At 59.1% G+C, this 21,754-nt stretch carries 22 protein-coding genes; 20 read left to right on the plus strand and 2 right to left on the minus strand.

Annotated features, from left to right (window positions below):
• The first annotated feature begins 60 nt into the window (after positions 1-60).
• The 8 genes from QMN23_RS06410 (at position 61) to coaBC (ending at position 7,345) form a co-directional block, all read left to right on the plus strand.
• A complete protein-coding gene (locus QMN23_RS06410; protein ID WP_432613099.1) occupies positions 61-459 on the plus strand; it encodes a response regulator in 399 nt (132 codons plus the stop codon).
• A gap of 20 nt (positions 460-479) precedes the next feature.
• Entirely contained in the window at positions 480-929 is a 450-nt protein-coding gene (locus tag QMN23_RS06415; RefSeq protein WP_282002746.1) for a universal stress protein, read from the plus strand.
• Positions 930-1,038: 109 nt separating this feature from the next.
• A complete protein-coding gene (locus QMN23_RS06420) occupies positions 1,039-2,241 on the plus strand; it encodes a hybrid sensor histidine kinase/response regulator (protein WP_282002748.1) in 1,203 nt (400 codons plus the stop codon).
• A 40-nt stretch (positions 2,242-2,281) separates the two neighbouring features.
• The gene (locus QMN23_RS06425; RefSeq protein ID WP_432613100.1) at positions 2,282-2,725 is read left to right on the plus strand and encodes a response regulator; all 444 of its coding nucleotides are present in this window, start codon (positions 2,282-2,284) and stop codon (positions 2,723-2,725) included.
• Complete coding sequence (locus QMN23_RS06430; protein ID WP_282002749.1) at positions 2,725-4,326, plus strand: NAD(P)/FAD-dependent oxidoreductase; 1,602 nt, start codon at positions 2,725-2,727, stop codon at positions 4,324-4,326. The genes QMN23_RS06425 and QMN23_RS06430 overlap by 1 nt, the downstream gene beginning before the upstream one ends.
• The gene (locus tag QMN23_RS06435) at positions 4,319-5,434 is read left to right on the plus strand and encodes a 3'-5' exoribonuclease YhaM family protein (RefSeq protein WP_282002751.1); all 1,116 of its coding nucleotides are present in this window, start codon (positions 4,319-4,321) and stop codon (positions 5,432-5,434) included. Before QMN23_RS06430 ends, QMN23_RS06435 begins: the two co-directional genes overlap by 8 nt.
• Positions 5,435-5,457: 23 nt before the next feature.
• Positions 5,458-6,087, plus strand: a complete 630-nt coding sequence (locus QMN23_RS06440) for an MBL fold metallo-hydrolase (RefSeq protein ID WP_282002753.1) — start codon at positions 5,458-5,460, stop codon at positions 6,085-6,087.
• A 46-nt stretch (positions 6,088-6,133) separates the two neighbouring features.
• On the plus strand, positions 6,134-7,345 hold the full coding sequence (gene coaBC / locus QMN23_RS06445) for a bifunctional phosphopantothenoylcysteine decarboxylase/phosphopantothenate--cysteine ligase CoaBC (protein ID WP_282002755.1): 1,212 nt from the start codon (positions 6,134-6,136) through the stop codon (positions 7,343-7,345).
• A gap of 21 nt (positions 7,346-7,366) precedes the next feature.
• Here the strand turns inward: coaBC and QMN23_RS06450 are convergent, their stop codons facing one another.
• Positions 7,367-8,278: a zinc dependent phospholipase C family protein gene (locus QMN23_RS06450; RefSeq protein WP_282002757.1), complete on the minus strand. Its 912-nt coding sequence runs from the start codon at positions 8,276-8,278 to the stop codon at positions 7,367-7,369.
• A 46-nt stretch (positions 8,279-8,324) separates the two neighbouring features.
• Between QMN23_RS06450 and QMN23_RS06455 the strand changes: the two genes are divergently transcribed.
• From QMN23_RS06455 to QMN23_RS06465, 3 genes are all read left to right on the plus strand, one after another.
• Entirely contained in the window at positions 8,325-9,068 is a 744-nt protein-coding gene (locus tag QMN23_RS06455) for a uracil-DNA glycosylase (protein ID WP_282002758.1), read from the plus strand.
• Between the two features lie 25 nt (positions 9,069-9,093).
• Positions 9,094-9,471 (plus strand): hypothetical protein, encoded by a 378-nt coding sequence (locus QMN23_RS06460; RefSeq protein ID WP_282002760.1) that lies wholly within the window; start codon positions 9,094-9,096, stop codon positions 9,469-9,471.
• Positions 9,472-9,556: 85 nt separating this feature from the next.
• On the plus strand, positions 9,557-9,985 hold the full coding sequence (locus QMN23_RS06465) for a PaaI family thioesterase (protein ID WP_282003825.1): 429 nt from the start codon (positions 9,557-9,559) through the stop codon (positions 9,983-9,985).
• A 48-nt stretch (positions 9,986-10,033) separates the two neighbouring features.
• On the opposite strand, the gene QMN23_RS06470 is transcribed toward QMN23_RS06465, so the two are convergent.
• Positions 10,034-11,398: a sigma-54-dependent transcriptional regulator gene (locus QMN23_RS06470; RefSeq protein WP_282002762.1), complete on the minus strand. Its 1,365-nt coding sequence runs from the start codon at positions 11,396-11,398 to the stop codon at positions 10,034-10,036.
• Positions 11,399-11,559: 161 nt separating this feature from the next.
• Between QMN23_RS06470 and smc the strand changes: the two genes are divergently transcribed.
• The 9 genes from smc (at position 11,560) to tyrS (ending at position 21,530) form a co-directional block, all read left to right on the plus strand.
• A complete protein-coding gene (smc, locus tag QMN23_RS06475; RefSeq protein ID WP_282002764.1) occupies positions 11,560-15,087 on the plus strand; it encodes a chromosome segregation protein SMC in 3,528 nt (1,175 codons plus the stop codon).
• Between the two features lie 15 nt (positions 15,088-15,102).
• Entirely contained in the window at positions 15,103-15,462 is a 360-nt protein-coding gene (locus QMN23_RS06480; RefSeq protein WP_282002765.1) for a roadblock/LC7 domain-containing protein, read from the plus strand.
• Positions 15,463-16,494 carry a signal recognition particle-docking protein FtsY gene (ftsY, locus tag QMN23_RS06485; RefSeq protein WP_282002767.1) on the plus strand — a complete coding sequence of 344 codons (1,032 nt, stop codon included), beginning with the start codon at positions 15,463-15,465 and terminating at the stop codon, positions 16,492-16,494.
• 56 nt (positions 16,495-16,550) lie between these two features.
• The gene (locus QMN23_RS06490; protein ID WP_282002769.1) at positions 16,551-16,727 is read left to right on the plus strand and encodes a cell division protein ZapB; all 177 of its coding nucleotides are present in this window, start codon (positions 16,551-16,553) and stop codon (positions 16,725-16,727) included.
• A gap of 5 nt (positions 16,728-16,732) precedes the next feature.
• Positions 16,733-17,020 carry a cell division protein ZapA gene (locus QMN23_RS06495; protein WP_282002771.1) on the plus strand — a complete coding sequence of 96 codons (288 nt, stop codon included), beginning with the start codon at positions 16,733-16,735 and terminating at the stop codon, positions 17,018-17,020.
• A gap of 350 nt (positions 17,021-17,370) precedes the next feature.
• A complete protein-coding gene (locus QMN23_RS06500) occupies positions 17,371-17,934 on the plus strand; it encodes a 5-formyltetrahydrofolate cyclo-ligase (RefSeq protein ID WP_282002773.1) in 564 nt (187 codons plus the stop codon).
• Positions 17,935-17,960: 26 nt separating this feature from the next.
• Positions 17,961-19,523, plus strand: coding sequence for a ribonuclease Y (gene rny, locus QMN23_RS06505; RefSeq protein ID WP_282002775.1), 1,563 nt, complete (start codon positions 17,961-17,963; stop codon positions 19,521-19,523).
• Positions 19,513-20,298, plus strand: coding sequence for a TIGR00282 family metallophosphoesterase (locus tag QMN23_RS06510; RefSeq protein ID WP_282002777.1), 786 nt, complete (start codon positions 19,513-19,515; stop codon positions 20,296-20,298). Before rny ends, QMN23_RS06510 begins: the two co-directional genes overlap by 11 nt.
• 20 nt (positions 20,299-20,318) lie before the next feature.
• Positions 20,319-21,530: a tyrosine--tRNA ligase gene (gene tyrS, locus QMN23_RS06515; RefSeq protein WP_282003827.1), complete on the plus strand. Its 1,212-nt coding sequence runs from the start codon at positions 20,319-20,321 to the stop codon at positions 21,528-21,530.
• Positions 21,531-21,754 lie beyond the last annotated feature (224 nt).

A 21,754-nucleotide genomic window follows, 5' to 3' on the forward strand; every position in this document is an offset into this window, starting at 1 on the left:
AAACCGGCTTGACAGAGGGGGATGCCATGCTAGACTCCAAGAGGGTGAAATACTGGCGTTATGTGGGGAAATTCATTGATCGAACAGTTAAAAAAACGTATCCTTGTCGTGGACGATGAGGAAAATGCCCGGATCGGTCTTTCGAAGCTCTTGGAGCGCGAGGGATTCGAGGTTGAAAGTGTTTCTAACGGATACGAGGCACTCAATTATCTGATGCAGCGGGATGTCAATGTCATAGTTACTGACATCAATATGCCTGAGATGAACGGCATTACTTTTCTGAAAGAGTTGAACAAGAATTTTCCGCAGAGCAATGTCATCATGATAACCGCCTATGGTGGCGTTGATTCTTACATTGAAGCAATGAATCTCGGTGCCTTCGAATACATTAACAAACCGGTGAAGATCGACGAACTCAAGTCGATCTTGAAGAAGATCTTCAATGGCAACTATCATTAAGCCTGTCAAGGGGGAATGAAATGAAGACGTTCAGTACGATTGTGTTTCCGACCGACTTTTCTGAAAATTCGGAGTATGCGTTTGATTATGCCCTGACCCTTGCCAAACAGTTTAGTGCCCGACTGGTGGTGATTCATGTCATTAACGAGCCGGTCGACTTGCGCGGCTTCTACGTGCCGCATGTCTCGTTCGAGAAGCTCGAAGAGGAGATCGTTTCGGCCGCGGAAAAAATGATGGATAAGTTTTGCCGGACCAAGATCAAGGACTATACGAATTATACCAGTACGATCGTCTCGGGGATTCCCTATGATGAGATCCTCAAGAAGGCGACGGAGGAGAACGCGTCCCTGATCGTCATGGGTACCCACGGCAGAAAAGGGATCGATCATTTCCTGTTCGGCAGCACGGCCGAGCGGGTGGTGCGGAGTGCCACCTGTCCGGTGATGTCCGTGCGGCCGCCTGAGGCCTGATTACCGGCTCTGTTTTCAGAGCGAACAAAGGGCAGCGAAAGCTGCCCTTTGTTTTTGGCTGTGATGACCTCGGCGAGGTGCCGTGTAATGGGGGGAGCGAATTCGGCTAATGCGTATGGAGTCACCAGTAACTGAATCGACAGCAAGCAAGGGGACGATCCTGATTGTGGATGACGAGCGGGTCATCCTCGACCTGACGTCGATCGTCCTCAGAAACCGCGGCTATACGATTTATACGGCGGGGGACGCTATCAGCGGCATGAGGGAGTTGGAAGAGTACCAACCCCAGTTGGTGCTGCTCGACTACATGATGCCGGTAGTTGACGGTTTGACGGCGCTCAAGGAAATCAGACAGCGCTTTCCCGATACCTACGTAATCGTCTTCACCGGCAAGGGGAACGAGGAGATTGCCGTCGAGTTGATGAAGGCGGGGGCCTCCGATTACATTCTCAAACCGTTCAATAATCAGGACCTGATCGAGCGGATCGAGAATGTGCTCCGGATCAGGGCGGTGGAGCTGAAGAACCGGGAACTTCTCGAAGAACGGGAACGCCTGTTGTCGGAGATCGAGGAGTGGAACCGGCAGTTGGAGGCACGAGTCCTCGAAAAGACCGAGGCGCTCCAGCGGGCCCAGCAGGAGATCGTCCAGTCGGAAAAACTTGCCTCTCTCGGCTATCTTTCCGCCGGGATGGCTCACGAAATCCGTAACCCTCTCAACTCTATCACCCTCTTTGCCCAACTCCTCAAGAGCGGGCTCGACGATCCGGAACGACTCGAATACATCGACAAGATTCTCAAGGAGGTCGATCGGATCGACGATATCATGCGCAAGCTCCTCGACGCCTCGAAGCGGCCGCGGTTCCAGTTGAGCGAAGTCCGCATCGACAAGGTCATTGAGGCGACCCTTGAAGTGTTCAAACCCCAGACCACCCTTTATCACATTGCGGTCCGGCGCGAGTTCACGCGGATTCCGCCGCCTTTCCAGGCCGATTCCGCCGAGATCGAACAGATTTTCACCAATCTGTTCCTCAATGCGATCCATGAAATGAAAGAAGGCGGCACTCTGACGGTCGAACTGGACCACGATGACCGTGATATCCTGATCCGGGTAGCCGATACCGGCAAAGGGATTCCCAAAGAAATCGTGCCGAAAATCTTCGACCCGTTCTTTTCCACCAAGAGCAGCGGCAGCGGCCTCGGCCTGGCGGTGGTGCTGCGGATCGTCAAAACGTACAACGGCCGGATTGGTGTCGAGGAGGGTGACCGGCCCGGCACGACCTTTGTCATCAGGCTGCCGCTGGTCGGTTCGTGAGCCCCCTTTCCCCTTTTCTTTTCGGCCCTGATCGAGTATCATGGCCGAACTTTGCCTGATTCCAGAGGTTCCGATGTCCGCCCGGGAAAAAGTTCTGATCATTGACGATGATCCCTTCTTCCTGAAGGTCCTTTCCGACGCTTTTACGGAGAGCGGGTTTGCGGTTGCTACGGCGGTCAACGGGAAAGACGGCGTCGATGCCTACCTCAGCCATGAGCCGGGGGTGGTGATTTCGGACCTGATCATGCCCCAAATGGGTGGCGTCAGTACTTGTCTGGAGATCAGCCGCCTTGCCGGCGCCCGGGAACCGATCATCATCCTGCTGACCTCGATGTTCAATGAAGCTCCCCACGAGCACTCGGTTCCGGAAATGGGAGCCCGGGTCCATATCTCCAAATCCACCAAGCCGGTGGATATCGTTATTATCGTCGAGCAGCTCCTGGACCGGAAAAAGTACGACGCCCACAGGTCTGAAGAATACTGATGCCGTTTCTGGTACGAAATCTGATCCTGTCCCCGGAAGAGGACGAGAGTCTGCTTTCCGGTCTGGTGCAACGGCGCTTCGGCCTGCGGGCGCAGGATGTCGTTTCGTGCCGGCTGGTACGCAAAAGCATTGATGCCCGACGCAAGCCCCGGGTAAAATTTATCTGTACCGTCGAATGCCGGCTGACAGACGAAGCCGGTTTCCTGGCCCGCTTCGGCACCGATCCCGACGTCCAGCCTGTGGTAGAGCCATCACCGCCGACTTTCCCTACCTTGCGTCCGGAACCGGGGATCGTTATCGTCGGCATGGGGCCGGCCGGGCTGTTCACCGCGCTGCGCCTTGCCGAATACGGGCTGGTGGCGACCCTTGTCGAGCGCGGCCAGCCGGTCGAGCGCCGGACCCGCGATGTCGAGCTCTTCTGGCGCAGTGGCGCTCTGGATCCGGAAAGCAACGTCCAGTTTGGCGAGGGGGGGGCCGGTACCTTTTCCGACGGCAAGCTGACCACCCGGGTCAACGACCGGAACATCACCTACATCCTCGAACGGCTGGTGACCTTCGGTGCCCCGGTGGAAATCCTTTACCAGGCCAAACCGCACATCGGCACCGACCGCCTGCGACGGGTGGTGGCCGGAATCCGGCAGTGGCTGCTTGATGCCGGCTTCGAAATCCGTTTCGCCTGCCGGGCCAGCGATATTCTTGTCCGGGAGGGGCAGGTGGCGGGAGTGGTCCTGAACGACCATGATGAGCTCTCCTGCAGCCGCCTCGTGCTGGCGCCGGGCCACAGTGCCCGGGATACCTACCGGCTGCTGGCCGAGCGGGGCGTCTTCCTGGAGGCGAAACCTTTTGCCATCGGGGCCAGGATCGAGCACCCGCAGGAGCTGATCAACCGGATCCAGTACGGTAAGGGTTTCCATCCCGCCCTGCCGCCGGCCGAGTATGCCCTGGCCTATAACGACCGGCAGCGCGGCCGGTCCGCCTACTCCTTCTGCATGTGCCCCGGTGGCGTGGTGGTGGCCGGCAGTTCGGAACAGGGCGGCGTGGTCACCAACGGGATGAGCGCTTACCGGCGCGATGCCACTCACGCCAACAGCGCCCTGGTGGTCAACGTGGGGCCGGCCGATTTCGCCGATCCCTCACCGCTGGCGGGGATTGCCTTCCAGCAGCTGTGGGAACGGCGGGCGTTCGCTGCCGGCGGTGGCGATTACCGTGCCCCGGCCCAGAATCTGTTGGCCTTTCTCGGGCAGCGGGGCGGTGGGCTGACCTCAAGCTACCGGCCGGGGGTGCGGGAAACGGACCTGGCGACGGTACTGCCGGCGGGGGTTACGGAAACGCTCCGGGCGGGAATCCATCATTTCGAAGGGAAGATGCGCGGTTTCATCACTGCGGAGGCGACCCTGACCGGAGTCGAGACGCGAACATCGGCCCCGGTGCGGATTGTCCGTGGGGACGACTTCCAGTCGGTTACGCTCCGCGGCCTGTATCCTGCCGGCGAAGGGGCCGGTTATGCCGGTGGCATCATGAGCGCGGCCCTCGACGGGATCCGGGTGGCGGATGCCTTGGCGCAACAACTCAGCAAGCAACAAGGAGCATGCTTTGAATAAGATTTTCATCGGGACGATCAAGGACCGGGACCAGGTCGACTCCGTTTTCCTGGTCAAGGATAAGATCATGGCGATGGCCAAGAACGGCAAGCCGTACATGACGTTGCGGCTGATGGACAAGAGCGGCGAGATCGAGGGGCGGGTCTGGGACAACGTGGATACGCTGTCGGCTGTCTTCGACAAGGACGATTTCATCGCCATCCGCTCCAAGGCAACGGTCTATCTGGGCAAGATGCAATTGATCATTGCCGAGCTGAAGCGGGTGCCGGAAGAACAGGTCTGTCTGGCCGACTTCCTCCCCGAGTCGGCGCGGGCGATTGCCGAGATGGAGCAGGAGCTGGCAGCGCTCGTCGGAAGCATTGGCGACGGCAATCTCCGGGGCCTGATGCAGTCCTTTGTCGATGACGAAGGGTTCATGGCCCTCTACCGGGTTGCTCCTGCCGCCAAAGGGATGCACCATGTCTATCTCGGCGGGCTGTTGGAGCACTCGCTGGCGGTGGCCCGACTGGTCGACGCCATCGTGCCGCTTTACAGCGGAATCAACCGCGACCTGCTGGTCGCCGGGGCGCTGCTGCATGACGTCGGCAAGGTACGGGAGATGACCTACCTCCGCTCGTTCGATTATACGGACGAGGGGAAGCTGCTCGGCCATATTACGATCGGCGTGGAGATGCTCCATGAACGGATCGCCGCTATCCCCGGCTTCCCTGTCGAACTGGCGATGCTGCTCAAGCATATGCTCCTCTCCCACCATGGCCAGTACGAATTCGGTTCGCCGAAGCGGCCGAAGACCATGGAAGCGACGATTCTCAATTACCTGGACGACCTCGACTCCAAGATCAACGGCATCAATACCCATATCGGCAAGGAAATCGACGGCCAGAGCCGCTGGACCTCCTACCATCGGCTATACGACCGTTACTTCTACAAGGAAAACGGGTTGGGCGAGACGGGGCACGAGGAGTGCGCCAGCGAGCCTGCGCCGTCTGCCCCGGCAGTGCCCGCGGCGGCGGAACCGCCGGCCAGGGGGAAGCCGGCCGAGGCGAAAAAGGGGTTCCACAACAATCCGTTCGAGTCGTTGCAGGGGAAGAATCTCGACCTGTTCTGACCGCTTTGCGCAAGGAGTCTGTTATGATTTTTGAAAATGTTGTCGTTGGGCCGCTGGGGGTGAACTGTTTTATTCTCGGCTGCCCGGAGAGCAAAGTCGGCGTGGTGGTCGATCCCGGCGCCGATGCCGGGCGGATCGTTGCCAGGATAGGTGAACTCGGCCTGGAGATTCGTTACGTGATCAATACCCACGGCCATTTCGACCATGTCGGCGGGAACCGGCGCCTTGTGGAGGCTACCGGGGCGAAGCTGATGATCCATCGGGACGACGTCCATTTCCTCAATCGCGCTGCCGATGCGGCAGCTACCTATGGTTTGGAAACGGAAAACTCTCCCAGCCCCGATCTTCTCCTGGAGGATGGCCAGATGATCGAGTTCGGCACCTGCCACCTGGAGGTTTTCCATACCCCCGGTCATACGCCCGGCGGCTGCTGCCTCTATCTGGCGGCGGAGAAAAAGGTCATCAGCGGCGATACGCTGTTCGCCGAATCGGTGGGGCGGACCGATTTCCCCGGCTCATCCCATCGCGATCTGATCGACTCGATCCGCAACAAACTGCTGACCCTTCCCGACGATGTACAGGTCTTTCCCGGTCATGGCCCGGCGACCACCATCGGTCGGGAGCGGCGTTACAATCCCTATCTGAACGACTGAGCCCAAACGGCAACCGACGTCCCGGCGGCGTCGGCGGAGAACAGCTATGCTCAACGGCAAGGAAATCGTCCTCGGCGTTACCGGCGGCATCGCCGCCTACAAGGCGGTCGAGCTCCTGCGGCTGCTGACCAAGGCCGGGGCGACCGTCCACGTCGTGATGACCAGATCGGCGATGGAGTTCGTCACCCCCCTGACATTTCAGACGCTGTCGATGAATCCGGTGGTTACCGACCTCTTCAATCTCATTTCCGAACGGGAGATCGGCCATATCGCCCTGGCCGACCGGGCCGACCTGGTGATCATCGCTCCGGCCACCGCCAATGTCATTGGCAAGATCGCCAACGGCATTGCCGATGACATGCTGACCACCACCGTCATGGCAACCAAATCGCCGGTACTGATCGCTCCGGCCATGAACGTCAATATGTACCAGAACCCCCTCTATCGGGAGAACGAGGCCAAGCTGAAACGCTTCGGCTACCGCTTTGTGGAGCCGGCCAGCGGCCTGCTTGCCTGCGGCTGGGAAGGGGAGGGGAAACTGCAGGAACCGGCAGTGATCTTCGAAGAGGCGGTGGCTGCCCTGACCGTAAAGGATCTGGCCGGCGAGCGGGTGCTGGTGACCGCCGGCCCGACCCGCGAAGAGATCGACCCGGTCCGCTACATCAGCAACTACTCTTCGGGCAAGATGGGCTATGCCATTGCCCGGGCGGCGCGGCGCCGAGGGGCAGAGGTGACGTTGGTTGCCGGCCCGACCTGTCTCGCCGATCCCTGGGGGATCGAAACGGTGCGGGTGACGTCGGCCGCTGAAATGTACGAGGCGGTGCTGGCCAGGCTCGAACGGAGCACGGTGGTGATCAAGGCGGCTGCCGTGGCCGATTATCGGCCGAAGTGCAAGGCGCCGGGCAAGATCAAGAAGACCGACGCAGCGATGGCGGTGGAACTGGAGAAGAATCCGGACATCCTGCGTGAAGTGGGCGCCCGGAAAGGGGCGCGGCTGGTGGTCGGCTTTGCCGCCGAAACCGGCGAGCTGGTAGCCAACGCCCGGAAAAAGCTCCTTGACAAGCAGGTCGATCTGATGGTCGCCAATGATGTCAGCCAGGCCGGGGCCGGCTTCCATGTCGATACCAATATCGCCAAATTCCTGTATCCCGACGGGCGGATCGAAGAGCTGCCGCTGATGGGGAAGAACGAGCTGGCCGATCTGCTGCTGGACCGGGTAACGGCGCTGCGGCAGACCGGGGCGAAGGCTGGTCCCTGAGCTGGTGGTGGAAAACCGGCGCTACGGTTCGGCGGAGAGAATTCTGAGCAGTTCGTCAGGCTTCCAGATCGCTTCCTTGAGCCGGCCCTTCATCGCATCGACCTGCTCGAAGGCATCTTCCTTGGTGATCTTGCCACTCCGGTACAATAGCCGCAGATTTTTGCGCACCGCCTCGGCGGTAGCTAGGGCCCGTTCGCCAGTCGGGTCCGCCTGGTAATAGCGTGAGTGCTCCAGCCGGTTGAGAAAATCGAACACCGATTCCTCGGCGAGCCCCATGTATTCGCTGCGATCCCCTTCTTCAAGGACATAGCTCGACGAATCCGCCAGGGTCTTCATGACCTGCTGCCACTTTTCCAGCCGGCTGACCAGGAGGATCGAGTTGAAGATCCGTTTGTTGGTGCCGAAAGAAAAGATGGTGTCGGAGAGCACGTTGCGGAGCAGCGCGTCGTTCGCCTTGTAATTTTCCTGGCAGACTTTTTTGCCGGTTTCCCAGATATCCCGTTCCACGAAGGTTTCAAAGCGCATTTCCCAGTAGGCATGCTTGAGGGTCAGGGTCGAGAAACTGCGCATGATCTTGAAAGGGACGAAGTAGTTGTGGGCGACGGTATCCGCTGCCAGGTGGCAGAGATAGCCGTAGGCGCAGGCTTTCTGGGGGGGATTCCAGGCATATTCCAGCACCTTCATGCCGATCCGCCAGCGGTGGCAGTGCTGGAGATAGTGGGTGAATTTCTTCCCCAGGGTGATGTCGGCGGAAATGCAGCCGTAGAGGAAATCCTGGGGGAATTCGCCGATGATTGCGGCAATGGCCGGGTTGATCGCCTGGAGATTGTTGATGATTGACGTTCCCAGCTGTAAGTGGATGCCTGCTCCCCAGGCAAAGGCGTTGGCAGGGATTAACAACAGTACGAACAGGATGACCGGAAGCATAACCATATCGTAAATGATATTGATCTGTTAGAAAAAAGTAAAGGGATTTGCCATGCCGGAAAGCGATGATGCGCGCCAAGCCTTGTCTTTGTTGAAAAGTTATCTCGAAGAACTGAAGGCGTCAGGAGTCGATGCTCTCCCCTATGGCGTGACCGGGGGGGCCGCCGAACCGGCCGCCGGAGCGCCTTCCCGCCCGGCGGTGCCGAACGTCGCGGAGTCGCTGGAGCAGATCCGGGCCGAACTCGGTGACTGTCAGCGCTGTTCGCTGGGGAAGGGGCGGACCAACCTGGTCTTTGGGGTCGGCAATCCCCGGGCGCGGCTCGTTTTTGTCGGCGAAGCTCCCGGCCGGGACGAAGATCTCCAGGGCGAGCCGTTTGTCGGCGAGGCCGGCGGGCTGCTGACCCGGCTGATTACCCGGATGGGGCTGAGTCGTGAGGATGTCTATATCTGCAATGTCCTCAAATGTCGCCCCCCCGGTAACCGCAATCCGGAGCCGCCGGAGATCGAGCAGTGCAGCCCCTTTCTGCTCCGGCAAATCAGGAGTATCGGTCCGGCGGTGATCGTGGCGCTCGGTACGTTCGCCGCCCAGACCCTGCTCGGATCCAAAGCGCCTATTTCCAAACTGCGCGGGCATTTCCACGATTATCACGGCATCCCGCTGATGCCGACATTCCACCCGTCGTTCCTGCTCCACAACCGGAGCGATACGGGAAAATACTGGCTAGTCTGGGAAGACATGATCCAGGTACTCAATCGTCTCGGTCTGCCGGTTCCCGACGTCAAGCGCAAGGGCTGACAGAGACGATCAAAGGAGAGGAGCCGTGGCGAAAGGTTATCAGGTGAATCGCGAACGCCAGGAATTGCTGGCCTCGTTGGGCAAGTCGCTGGGGAAACGGGCCGGCTTTCGTTGCGAATGGTGCGAGGGGAAAGATGATCTGCGCCCCTGGGAGTCCCGCCCAGACCGGGAGCCGACGGAAGAGTCCATTGCCCTGCTGTGTGCCCCCTGCCGCGAACTGGCAGCAGGGAAACGGGCTCCAGCCGGCGCCTTGCGCAATCTTCGCAATGCCCTCTGGAGCCCGGTGCCGGCAGTCGCCGAGGGGGTGGCGCGGGTCCTGGCGGCGAGCGGCGAGTTGTGGGCCAGAGAGGCGATCGAAGAGAGCCTGATCGATGAGGCGTTGAAACGGGAACTGCTCAAATGAAGTCGCCGGCTGGGGCGAGCGGCGGGCAGATACCGGGAGAGGGGGCGGTGGGGTGAAACGATACCGGGAGCTTTACGATACGGAGATGGTCAAGGGGGCGGCGTTGCCGTTTGCCCTGCCGGCCTGGATTGCCCGCGCGCCATTCGAGGAGTACCTCGACATGACGATCGAGTCGGCGGTCGACGGCCGGGCCGTCCTGACCATGCCCTTCAAGGTCAAGCATGCCCAGGGCAAAGGATTGATGCACGGCGGTGCGGTGACCGCCCTGGCCGATACCGCCGTGGCAATGGCGATCAAAAGCATTCTGCCGGAAGGGAGCCATTTCGTCACCACCGAATTGACCCTCACCTTCCATGCGCCGATTCAGGGCGGAACCGTCAAGGCGGTTGCCACGACGGTCCGGGAGGATGAACGGACCCTGCGCGGCATTGCCGAAGTGTTCGATGCCGAGGGGGTGAAGACGGCGACCTTTCAATCGCTGTTCCGGATCAAACGCGCCAGCCGGCCTGCATAGGCGGGCGGCTGGCTGTCGGGTGAGGCGGGCTTCGGCGCGCCGCCGGTGTTATTGCAGCGGCATGCCGAGCCGGCGCATCTTTTCGACCAGCGTCGTCCGGTTGAGGTTGAGCAGCGTGGCAGCCCGGGCCTTGACCCCGTCGCTCAAGGCCAGCGCATCGTTGATCATGCTCCGTTCGATCTCGGTCAGGGTCTTGACCAGGTCCACTCCCTTGCTCGTGACCCGGGTCAGCGATTCGTTCCGGACGCCGGGCGGGAGGTCCTGGAGGGTAACGGTATCCGCCTCGGTGAGGGCGACGATCCGTTCCATGACGTTTTCCAGTTCCCGGACGTTGCCCGGCCACGGATACCCCTCCAGCGCCTCCAGCGCGTCTTTGGTCAGCACCAGTTGCCGCCGGCCCATCTCCTTGCAGAATTTGGCCTGAAAATGCCGGACCAGCGGCAGGATGTCCTCCACCCGCTCCCGTAGCGGCGGCAGCCGCAGCGGGATAACATTGAGCCGGTAAAAGAGATCTTCGCGAAAATTCCCCTTCTTGACCTCTTCCTCAAGGTTGAGATTGGTTGCCGCAACGATCCGGACGTCGATCTTCTTCGGCCGGGTCGAACCGACCCGTTCGACCTCCTGCTCCTGAAGAACCCGCAGCAGCTTGGTCTGCAGCTGCATCGGCATGGTGCCGATCTCGTCGAGGAAGATGGTCCCGCCGTCGGCGGCCTCGAACTTGCCGAGCTTGTCCCGGGCCGCGCCGGTAAACGCCCCCCTCACGTAACCGAACAGTTCCGATTCCAATAGGTTTTCCGGGATGGCGCCGCAATGGACGGTGATCAGCGGGTTGGTCCGCCGGTGCCCGTTGAAGTGGATTGCCTTCGCCACCAGTTCCTTGCCGGTTCCCGATTCGCCGGAGATGAGCACCGTTGAATCGGTCTTGACGATCCGTTTCATCAGGGCAAAGACCTGCTGCATCGCCGGTGAGGAGCCGACGATGTTCGCCAGTTCGAATTTGTCCTGCAGCTGTTTTTTGAGGTAGACGTTTTCGTTCAGCAGCTGGTGCTTTTCGATGGCTTTGGCAATGATGAAGTTGAGCTCTTCGAAATTCAACGGTTTGGTGATGTAGTCGAAAGCCCCTTCCTTCATGGCTTTGACGGCCGTTTCGGCAGAGGCGTGGCCGGTGATGAGAATCACTTCGGTCTGGGGAGACTGTTCCTTTGCCCGCTTCAGGATGTCGATCCCGTTGCTGTCGGGGAGAAACAGGTCAGTGATGACGATGTCGAACTTCTCGCGGGCGAGCAATTCCAGACCCTCTTTTCCCGTAGCCGTCCCCTTGAGCTGGTAGCCGGCATGTTTGAGAAGGAGGGAAAGGGCTTCGCGCCCCGATTCTTCGTCGTCGATGAGGAGGATTCGCGTCCGTTCTTTCATGGCACCTCCACGGATGAGCCCTCAACGTAGCATCTTTGCCGGAGATTGGCAAGTCGGCAGTGGCCGCCGGAAGGAGCCCCGTTGCGGGCCCGGTGCCGGCGCCTGCGGCCGCTGCTTTGCCTTTGCATTACGCCCCGTCGTTTGCTACTATAGCCCGGTTTATGCGAATCAAACGTCTCGATATAGGGGGCTTCAAGTCCTTCGTCGATAAAGCGTCCCTCGATTTCCAGCAGGGGATTACCGGTATCGTCGGACCGAACGGTTGCGGCAAGTCGAACGTCGTCGACGCCATCCGTTGGGTGATGGGAGAGCAGTCGGCCAAGAATCTGCGCGGTAAGTCCATGGAGGACGTGATCTTCGGCGGCAGCGAGTTGCGCAAGCCCGTCGGGATGGCGGAAGTCTCCATGGTGTTGTCTACCGACGACGGCCGGGTATCGGCCAAGTACCTCGGCTATCACGAGATCCAGGTCACCCGCCGCCTCTACCGGGATGGTGAAAGCGAGTATTTCATTAACAAAACTCCCTGCCGGCTGATGGATATCACCGAACTGTTCATGGATACCGGGGTCGGCGCTCGGGCCTATTCGATCATCGAGCAGGGCAAAATCGGCATGATTCTCCATTCAAAACCCGAGGAACGCCGGTTTTTGATTGAGGAGGCGGCGGGGGTCACCAAATTTAAAGCCAGGAAACAGGTTGCGCTGAAAAAGATCGATCTGACCCGGCAGAACCTGTTGCGGATCGGTGATATCCTGGCGGAAATCAAGCGTCAGCTCAATTCATTGCAGCGCCAGGCCAAGAAGGCGGAAAAATTTAGAGAATACCGGGAAGAGCTCAAAGAACTCGAAATTCGCGCTGCTGTCAGCCGGTTTTCGGTATTGAACCAGGCCAAAGATGAGCTGGAAAACGAACTGCGGCAGGCCGTTTCCCGGGAGACCGAGCTGGCCGCCGAGCTCCGGCAGCGGGAGCTGCAGGTCGAAGAACGGCGGGTAACGCTGGTCGAGCAAGAGAAAGAGGTCACCGGATGCCAGGAGGACCTCTTCCGGCAGAAAAGCGATATCCAGGGATGTGAGAGCCGGCTCGAATTCCAGCAGAAGGAGCTGGCGGCGCTGGAGCGTCGCCAGGAACGCCTGACCGATGAACATGCAGGGCTGGAAAAACAGCTGTCCGAGGCCGAAAACGAGGTGAAGCGCCTCGTCGAGCAAAGCGGGCTCTTTGCGGTGGAGGCCGCCGAGGAGGAAGGAACTCTTCTCGACCGGGAAAATGAATTGGAATCGATGGCGGGGAGCGAAGTGGAGCTTGCCGCTGCCGTGGAAGAGATGCGTCGCGAGCTGTTTTCGCTGCTGGCCGAGGTCGCCCAGCTGAACAACCAGCGGGGGGCGGCCGTACGCCGGCTGGAGAACCTGGCGGAGCGAGTCGAGCGTAACCGTCGCGAAGGGGTGCTGCTCCAGGAAAAAGCGGTCGAGGCCCAGGGAAAAATTCACGAACTCGAATCGGTTGTCGCGCGATTAACCGGGCTGAAAGCGGAGCTGGCAGAGCGGATTCCGCTGCTGGTTCGTCAAGAGCAGCAAACCCGGGCCGACATTGCCGAAGCTGAACAAGCGCTGGTCACGAAGCGGGACGAATTGAGCAGGAAGTCGTCCCGTCTCCACTCCCTGCAGGAACTCGAAGCCCAGTTTGCCGGCTATGGCCAGGGGGTGAAAGCACTCTTGCAGGCAGCGGAGTTTCGCGGCCGGTTCCAGGGGGTCATCGCCGACCATGTCGAAACGGCCGCTGAATTCGAAGCTGCCCTCGAAGCGGTCCTCGCCGATCGTCTCCAGTATCTGATTGCTCCGGAGGAGGCCGCTGCATTTGCGGCGCTGACATACCTGAAAAATTCTGCCGGCGGCCGCTGCTGGGTTCTTGCTGGCGATCCCGCCGCGCCGGAACTCCTCTCCTTGCCCGATCATCTTCAGCCGCTGCTCTCCTGTGTGACCATTGCCGCCGGGGCCGAAGGCTATATTCGCCCGCTGTTGGCCAATGTCGCGCTGGTCGACGACCTCGCCGAAGGAGTCGCCCTCTCCCGGCGGTTTCCCTATGCCACCTTCGTTACTCGGGACGGGGACTTGGCAGCCGGCGGGATGATCGGCGGCGGTTCGGTCGAGGCGGGCGGCGGCGGGCTGGTGCATAAGAAACGCGAGATTCGTGAGCTGGTTGCCGCAGTTGCGGTTGTGACCGAGGTCGTTGGCGACCTTGAGCGACAGCGCGAAGAACTGCGGCGCGCCGCTGCCGGCATCGAGGAAGAATTGCGCGACCAGCGTCAGGAGCTTCACCAGACGGATCTTCAGCTGGTCAATGCCGAAAAAGATCTGGCCAAGGCGCGGGAGGATTGTCAGCGGGTTGACGAGCGGCTTGCCTTGGTCGGTCTGGAAGACGACCAGCTTCGCGAGGAGCGGGAAACGCTCGACGCGGAGGTTGGCGAGGCCGATAGCCGCCGGAGTGTCAGGGAAGAGCGAAAGACCGTTCTCGAAGCCGAACTTGCTGGCCTTCAGGAACAATTGGCCGGAAAAAAGAAGGCGATTGCGGAAGTGCGCGAGGCGGTGACTGCTCTGAAGGTGCGAGGAGCCCAACTACGGGAGAAAAAGGATGCCGCCAGTCGGGCAATGGCCCGGGCCGAGGCGTCGATCGCCGACCTGCGGCAACGGATCGAACGGCATCGGCTGGAGGGTGCCGAATGTGTCCGGGAGCACGACGGACTGGTTGCCGCCCGGTCGGCAAGCGAAGAGGAGCTGCGGCAGCTGCTGGCCGTCCATGCCGGCGCCGAGGCGACATATGCCGAGCGCAAGCGGAGCTTTGAACTCCAGGCCGAGGAAGTGCGCGAAGAAGAGGCATTGCTCAAAAGGGTGCGCAGCGGGTGCGACGAGGCAAAGAATGCCGTTGCTTCCTGTCGGCTCAAACTGTCTGAGCTGACTCTCGAATTGAACCACCTGGTCGCCACGCTGCAGGACAAATATCGTCTTGAACTGCAATCCCTGCTGCCGCGTTATGCGGACCTTGCCTATGACGCGGAGCAGGCGGAACAACGGCAGCGGGAACTGGCCAGGCTCGTCGAAGAGATGGGGGAAGTGAACCTGACCGCCATCGAGGAGTATCAGGAACTCGATGAGCGCTTCACCTTCCTGTCGGGACAGAAGGCCGACCTGGAAGAGTCGCTGCTATCGCTGCAGCAAGCGATTCAACGCATCAACCGGACGACGCGCAAGCGGTTCCTGGAAACCTTCAAGCTGGTCAACGAGAAATTCCAGGAAGTATTCCCCCGGCTCTTTTGCGGTGGTCGGGCCGAGCTGAAGCTGACCAACGAAGAAGACCTCCTGGAGACGGGGATCGATATCATCGTCCAGCCGCCAGGGAAAAAATTGCAGAACGTCACGCTGCTTTCCGGCGGGGAAAAGGCCTTGACTGCCGTTGCCCTGATTTTTTCCATCTTCCTGATCAAACCGTCGCCGTTCTGCCTGCTCGACGAAGTCGATGCCCCGCTCGACGATGCCAATATCGGCCGTTTCAACGATATGGTCCGGGAGATGAGTGAAATTTCCCAGTTCATCATCATTACCCATAACAAGGCGACGATGGCGGTTGCCGACACTCTTTACGGCGTGACCATGGAGGACCCCGGAGTGTCGAAGCTTGTTTCCGTCCGGCTGAACTGACAGGGGAGGTGCGTGGTGCCCTTCAAGACTATCCTAACCGATCTCGTTCACACCGTCCCGGGAGCCAGTGGTGCCATTCTGGCTGATTGGGAGGGGGAAGCAGTTGATCAGTTCGCACGATTCGACACGTTCGAGCTGAAAATTATCGGCGCCCACAAGGCGATAATCCTCAGTCGCCTGCAGGAAGTCCAGGACCGGTTTGCCGGCGGGTTCGTCCGTGAAGCGGTGATTACTACCTCGGCGCTGACGGCAATCGTCGGCGCCGTCGGGAAAGACTATTCACTGGTCATGACCCTTGAACGGGCGGCAATTCCCGGCAGGGCCCTCTACCATTTTCGCCGGGCAGTGGCGCTGCTGGCCAAGGAGATATATTGAATGGCTGACGAGAAAACAGGATTTTTCAGAGGATTATGGGGGAAAATTGCCGGCCAGGAGCAAGAGACGGCTGGCGAGCCCGCTGAAAGTCTACCGGAAAGCGAGGACCGTGAGCGACGTCCCGGGTTCTTCGAACGGCTCAGGCAAGGTCTTGCCAAAACCCGTGATTCATTCGTGGGGAAAATTGACCGGCTGGTTCTCGGCAAGAAAGAGATCGATGCCGATACCCTGGAAGAGTTGGAAGAAATCCTCATTTCCGCCGACATCGGGGTCAACACGACGGTTGAATTGATCCGGATGCTCGAACAGCGGTTGTCCCGTAACGAATTGCAGGACGGCGAGGCGCTGAAAGCCGCGTTGAAGGAGGAAATCTATGCCCGGCTGAGTCGCGACGCCCGGCCGCTCGATATCACTACTGCTTCCCCCTTCGTGATCATGGTCATCGGCGTGAATGGCGTCGGCAAGACGACGACCATCGGCAAGCTTGCCGCCCGATACTCGGCCGAGGGGAAAAAAGTCGTCCTTGCCGCCGGCGACACCTTCCGGGCCGCCGCCGCCGAGCAGCTGCAAATCTGGGGGGAGCGGGCCGGTGTCGACGTCGTTCGCCACCGGGAAGGCGCCGACCCCTCGGCAGTGGTTTTCGACAGCATCAAGGCCGCACAGGCGCGCAACGCAGACGTGCTGATCGTCGATACGGCGGGTCGGCTCCATACGAAGGTGAACCTGATGGAGGAATTAAAGAAGGTCAAACGGATCATTGGCCGGGAGTTGCCCGGTGCGCCCCATGAAACGCTGCTGGTGCTCGATGCGGCGACCGGACAGAATGCGGTGTCACAGGCCAAGCTTTTCAAGGAAACCGCGGAAGTTACCGGTATTGCATTGACCAAACTCGACGGGACGGCCAGGGGAGGAATCGTTGTTGCAATCTGTAACGAGTTCCGGATCCCCATCCGCTATATCGGGGTCGGAGAGGGGGTCGACGACCTTCGCGACTTCGATCCGGAGCAGTTCGTCGAAGCGCTTTTCTATTAATTTCCTTGACTTTACAAGGGGGCTGCACTATCATTACACCCCAAAAAGGCCTCGGTATGGATGGTGAACTTTTCGCCGAAATTGAGCGGCGTGTGGATTTACTTCTTGAGCGCTATCTGGCGTTGAAGGGTGAAAATGAGCAGCTCCGGAATGAAAATTCCCGCCTAATGGAAGAGCGCAATCTGATCAAAGGGCGGCTCGATATCATTCTCGACAAGCTTGAGAGGGTCTGACGCGGGTGAAGCACTCTCACCGGATCAAGGTGTTGGGCAAGGAAATCACGGTTCGAAGTGAGGCCGATCCGGAGCATGTGCAGGAAGTTGAACGGTTCGTCAATCGGAAAATAGCCGAAGCTCAGGCTGCAGTGCCGGTTGGCGATCCCCAGGTGCCGGTTATCCTGGCGCTGATGAATATGGCGGAATCCTGTCTCGCCCTGCAAAAGGAGCGGCAGGGTGCCGCTTCGCAGCTCGACGAAGTTGCAACGCGCCGATTGCTGCAGCGGCTCGATGACGTTTTACGGCGATAGCCGTGTTTGCGTGGTTCCACGATCTCTTGTGAGAGATTTTTGCATAGAGCGGTCCGGTTCGATTCGGTTTGGAAAGTTTGATCAGTTTCAACAGTAGCGAGAATGATGCTCCCTGTTTTACTGATAGCAGCTTACAGAAATTTCCTTGATGCGGAAGGGGTAAGCCCGGCGTTGTTACGCTCATGATTGTTGTTTTCTATGCAAATCTGCCCCTAGAAGCATAAGCAGTTTCGATCTGTTGCTGACCAAACCTTCCCCCGTCTCCCCCCGGAGCCCTTCCTTGCGGAAATCCCGCCCAGATTTGTATTTGTAACCGTAGATTATTCATTGTCGTCGTAAGGCCGCGGTTTATGGCAAAGCAGTTGCTCAGAAAGACCATGCTTTCCCGTCGGAAGCAGCATTCGGCCGGGGAGCTTGCCGAGGCGGGGGATCGCATTCAGCTGACGCTCATTGCATCTCCCGAATTCCGGGCGGCGCAGGTGGTTGCCCTCTATGCGCCGATTCATGGAGAAGTGGCTACGGACAAAGTGATGGCTGCGGCACTCGCGGCCGGGAAGACAGTGCTTTTCCCGGCTGTCTGCGATGACAGTCTCCGCTTCGTGGCGGTTGCCGATCATGGTCAACTGCAGCCGGGAGCTTACGGTATCCCGGAGCCTTGCCCGACTGAGGGCGTTGTGCCGGTGGAATGTGCCGATCTCGTCGTGGTGCCGGGCGTGGCGTTTGATCTCGGCGGCCGCCGGGTCGGTTATGGCAAGGGGTATTACGACCGTGCCGTGCATCATCTCGAAGGGCAGGGGAGGCTCGTCGCTTTCTGTTACGATTTTCAGCTTGTGGCGGAAATTGCCGGCGAGCCCCATGATGTGGCTGTAGATCGAATCATCACCGAGACACGGATTATCCGGCCGCTCGGTTAGAATATACCAGGGGAGGTATCAAAGCATTGAAGATAGAACTGGCAATCACCTTTATTGTTGTTGCGGCGGCGATCGGTTTTTTTGTCGGGAATTTTTTGCGGAAGAGGCTTTCCGATGCGCTTGTCAGCAAAGCGGAAGATCATGCCTCCAGAATCGTCGATGATGCAAAGCGTGAAGCGGAAACGATAACAAAGGAAGCGGCCCTGCAGGCGAAGGATGCCGAGTACGAGGCCAAGGCTGAATTCGAGCGGGAAACCAAGGAAAAACGCAAAGACCTCCAGGCGTTGGAGAAGCGGTTGCAACAGAAAGAAGAGAATCTTGACAAAAAGATGAATCTCTTCGACCAGCGTGACGCCGATATGGCGAAAAAAGAGCAATCGCTGTACGCCCGGGAACAATCCCTTGCGCAGAAGGAGGAAAAGCTCGACGGTCTTGTTGCCGAACAGCGGGAAAAGCTGGAGACCATTTCCGGGATGACCTCTTCCGAAGCCAAGAAGCTCCTCATGGAAACCATGGAGAGCGAGGCCAAACTTGATGCCGCCAAGCGGATCAAGGCCATTGAGGAAGAGGCACGGGAAACCGCCGACAAGAAATCGAAGGAAATCATGGCGCTGGCCATCCAGCGGTATGCCGGCGAATATGTGGCGGAGAAGACGGTTTCGGTCGTGGCGCTTCCTTCCGACGAGATGAAAGGTCGGATCATCGGCCGCGAGGGTCGGAATATCCGGGCACTCGAAGCGGCGACCGGCATCGATCTGATCATCGACGATACTCCGGAAGCGGTTATCCTTTCCGGTTTCAATCCGGTCAGACGGGAGGTTGCCAAGATTGCCCTGGAGAAACTCATTTCCGACGGGCGGATCCATCCGGGGCGGATCGAAGAGGTGGTTGCCAAGGCCGAGGAAGAAGTTGAGCAGGTGATCAAGGAGGCCGGCGACCAGGCGGCCTTTGATCTGGGTGTTCACGGTATCCATCCGGAAATCCTCAAGCTGATCGGCCGGCTCAAATACCGGACATCCTACAGTCAGAACGTCTACCAGCATTCCCTTGAAGTCGCCTTCCTTTGCGGTATTATGGCCGCCGAGCTCGGCGTTAACGTCAAGCAGGCGAAGCGGGCCGGACTGCTGCACGATCTCGGCAAGGCTGTTGACCATGAGGTCGAAGGGTCCCACGCGGTGATCGGCGCCGAGCTGGCGCGGAAGTACGGCGAATCGCCCAAGATCGTCCACGCGATCATGGCGCATCACGAAGACGAGAAACCGAACTCGGTGCTGGCGGTGCTGGTCCAGGCGGCGGACGCCCTTTCCGGAGCCCGTCCCGGCGCACGGCGGGAAATGATGGAGACCTACGTCAAGCGGCTTGAAGATCTGGAGCGGATCGCCAGTTCTTTCGGCGGCGTAAGCAATTCGTTTGCCATTCAGGCCGGGCGCGAGATCCGGGTCATGGTTGCCAGCGAGGACGTCTCCGACGAACGGGCAGTGGTACTGGCTAAGGATATTGCGAAAAAGATCGAAGCGGAAATGACCTACCCCGGGCAGATCAAAGTAAACGTCATTCGGGAAACCAGAGCCATCGAGTATGCCCGTTAAGCTGCTCTTTATCGGCGATATCATTGGTAGCCCTGGCCGGCAGGCTGTCGGACGTGAACTCCATCGGTTGGTCGACCGTTATCAGCTCGACCTGGTGATTGCCAACGGAGAAAATTCGGCCGGCGGGTTCGGTGTCACCGAAGAGACCGCCAAAGAGCTTTTTGGCTTGGGGGTCAACGTCTTGACCAGCGGCAACCATATCTGGGACAAGAAGGAGTCGGTTCCTTACATCCGTCGTGAAGAGCGGCTGATCAGACCGGCCAATTATCCCCCAGAGACGGCCGGCCGGGGGAGTGTCGTCGTCCGGACGGCCGGCGGGGTCAAGGTCGGGGTCCTGAACCTGGAGGGGCGGGTGTTCATGAATAACCTCGACTGCCCTTTTCGTTGTGCCGATTATGAGGTCGACCGCCTCAGGCAGGAAACGAACATAATTCTGGTGGATTTCCATGCCGAGGCGACCTCGGAGAAGATCGCCCTCGGTTGGTACCTGGACGGTAAGGTGAGCGCTGTTATCGGTACTCATACCCATGTACAGACCGCCGATGAGCGGATTTTTCCCGGCGGCACGGCGTATCTCACCGACGCAGGAATGACCGGCAGTTTCGATTCGGTCATCGGGATCAAAAAAGAGCTGGCGATGGAGAAGTTTCTTACCCAGATTCCTGTCCGCTTTGAGGTAGCCAAGAAAGATGTTCGGTTGAACGGCGTCGTTGTTGAAGTCGACGAAACGACCGGCAAGGCGCTGGCGATCGAGCGGGTATCAATTTCGTGTTGATGAGGAGGGCGTAACACGTGATGTCAGTTGCGGAGCAGATGGCAATCATCAAGAGGGGGGCGGTTGAAATCCTTCTTGAAAACGAGTTGGAACAGAAGCTTGAAAAATCGCTTAAAACCGGTGTGCCGCTCAAAATCAAGGCAGGCTTCGATCCGACTGCGCCGGACCTTCATCTCGGCCATACGGTGCTCCTCCACAAGCTCCGCCAGTTTCAGCAGCTCGGCCACCAGGTATACTTTCTGATCGGTGACTTTACCGGCATGATCGGCGACCCGACCGGCAAATCGGAAACACGCAAGGCGCTTACCCGTGAGGACGTGTTGGCAAATGCCGAAACTTACAAAGAACAAGTTTTCAAGATTCTCGACCCGGACAATACTAGGGTCGTGTTCAATTCGGACTGGCTGGCCAAGCTGAACGCCTCCGACATGATTACCCTGGCGGCAAAATACACCGTTGCCCGCATGCTCGAACGGGATGACTTCGGCAAGCGTTTTGCGAATCAGCTGCCGATCAGTATTCACGAATTCCTCTACCCGCTCATCCAGGGGTATGATTCCGTAGCCCTCACGGCCGATGTCGAGCTTGGCGGTACCGACCAGAAATTCAATCTGCTTGTCGGCCGCGAACTGCAGCGCGAATGGGGACAGGCGCCGCAAACAGTTATTACGATGCCGCTGCTCGAGGGGCTGGACGGTGTCAACAAGATGAGCAAGTCGTTGGGGAACTACATCGGGATCAATGAGCCGGCCGAGGAGATGTTTGGCAAGGTGATGTCAATCTCCGACGAGTTGATGCTTCGTTACTATGAGTTGCTCAGTGATATGTCCATCGCCGACCTGGAGCGCCTCAAGGCCGGTCTCAAGGCGGGTGAGCTCCATCCGATGGAGGTCAAAAAGCAGCTGGGACGTGAAATCGTTGCCCGGTATCATGGCCAGTCGGCAGCGCAAACAGCCGAGGAGGCCTTTGTCCGGCGGTTCCGCGATAATCAGATCCCTGAAGATATGCCAGTCGTCACCCTGGCGGCGACAGCCGGCGCCACCCAGCTGTTCCGTGTTTTGGCCGAAGCAGCGCTGGTGAAGTCCAACAGTGAGGGGCGCCGGGCAATCCAGCAGGGAGGGGTGAAGGTCAACGGCGAAAAGGTGGCTGACGATGCGCTGGAGATCCCTTGCCGTGGCGAGTATGTAGTACAGGTCGGCAAGCGCCGCTTCGCCCGAATCATCTTTGGCTAATTTTAATAATTTTCTCGTTGACCCTGCGCGGAGGATTTGGTAGAACTGCACTTCCTTTTGGGACGGGTAGCGAACGCGGCGGGAGCCGGCGAGAAAAAAAGTGGCCTGGACGAAAAAAAGGATTGACAAGAAAAAGCAGATAGAGTAGATTGCAAAGTCTGCCACGGACGAGCGGCAGGTGGTCTTTGAAAACTAAATAGTAGACGCCAAGTAACGTGGGTTCT

The organism is Geotalea uraniireducens (genome assembly GCF_027943965.1).
Classification (GTDB): domain Bacteria; phylum Desulfobacterota; class Desulfuromonadia; order Geobacterales; family Geobacteraceae; genus Geobacter; species Geobacter uraniireducens.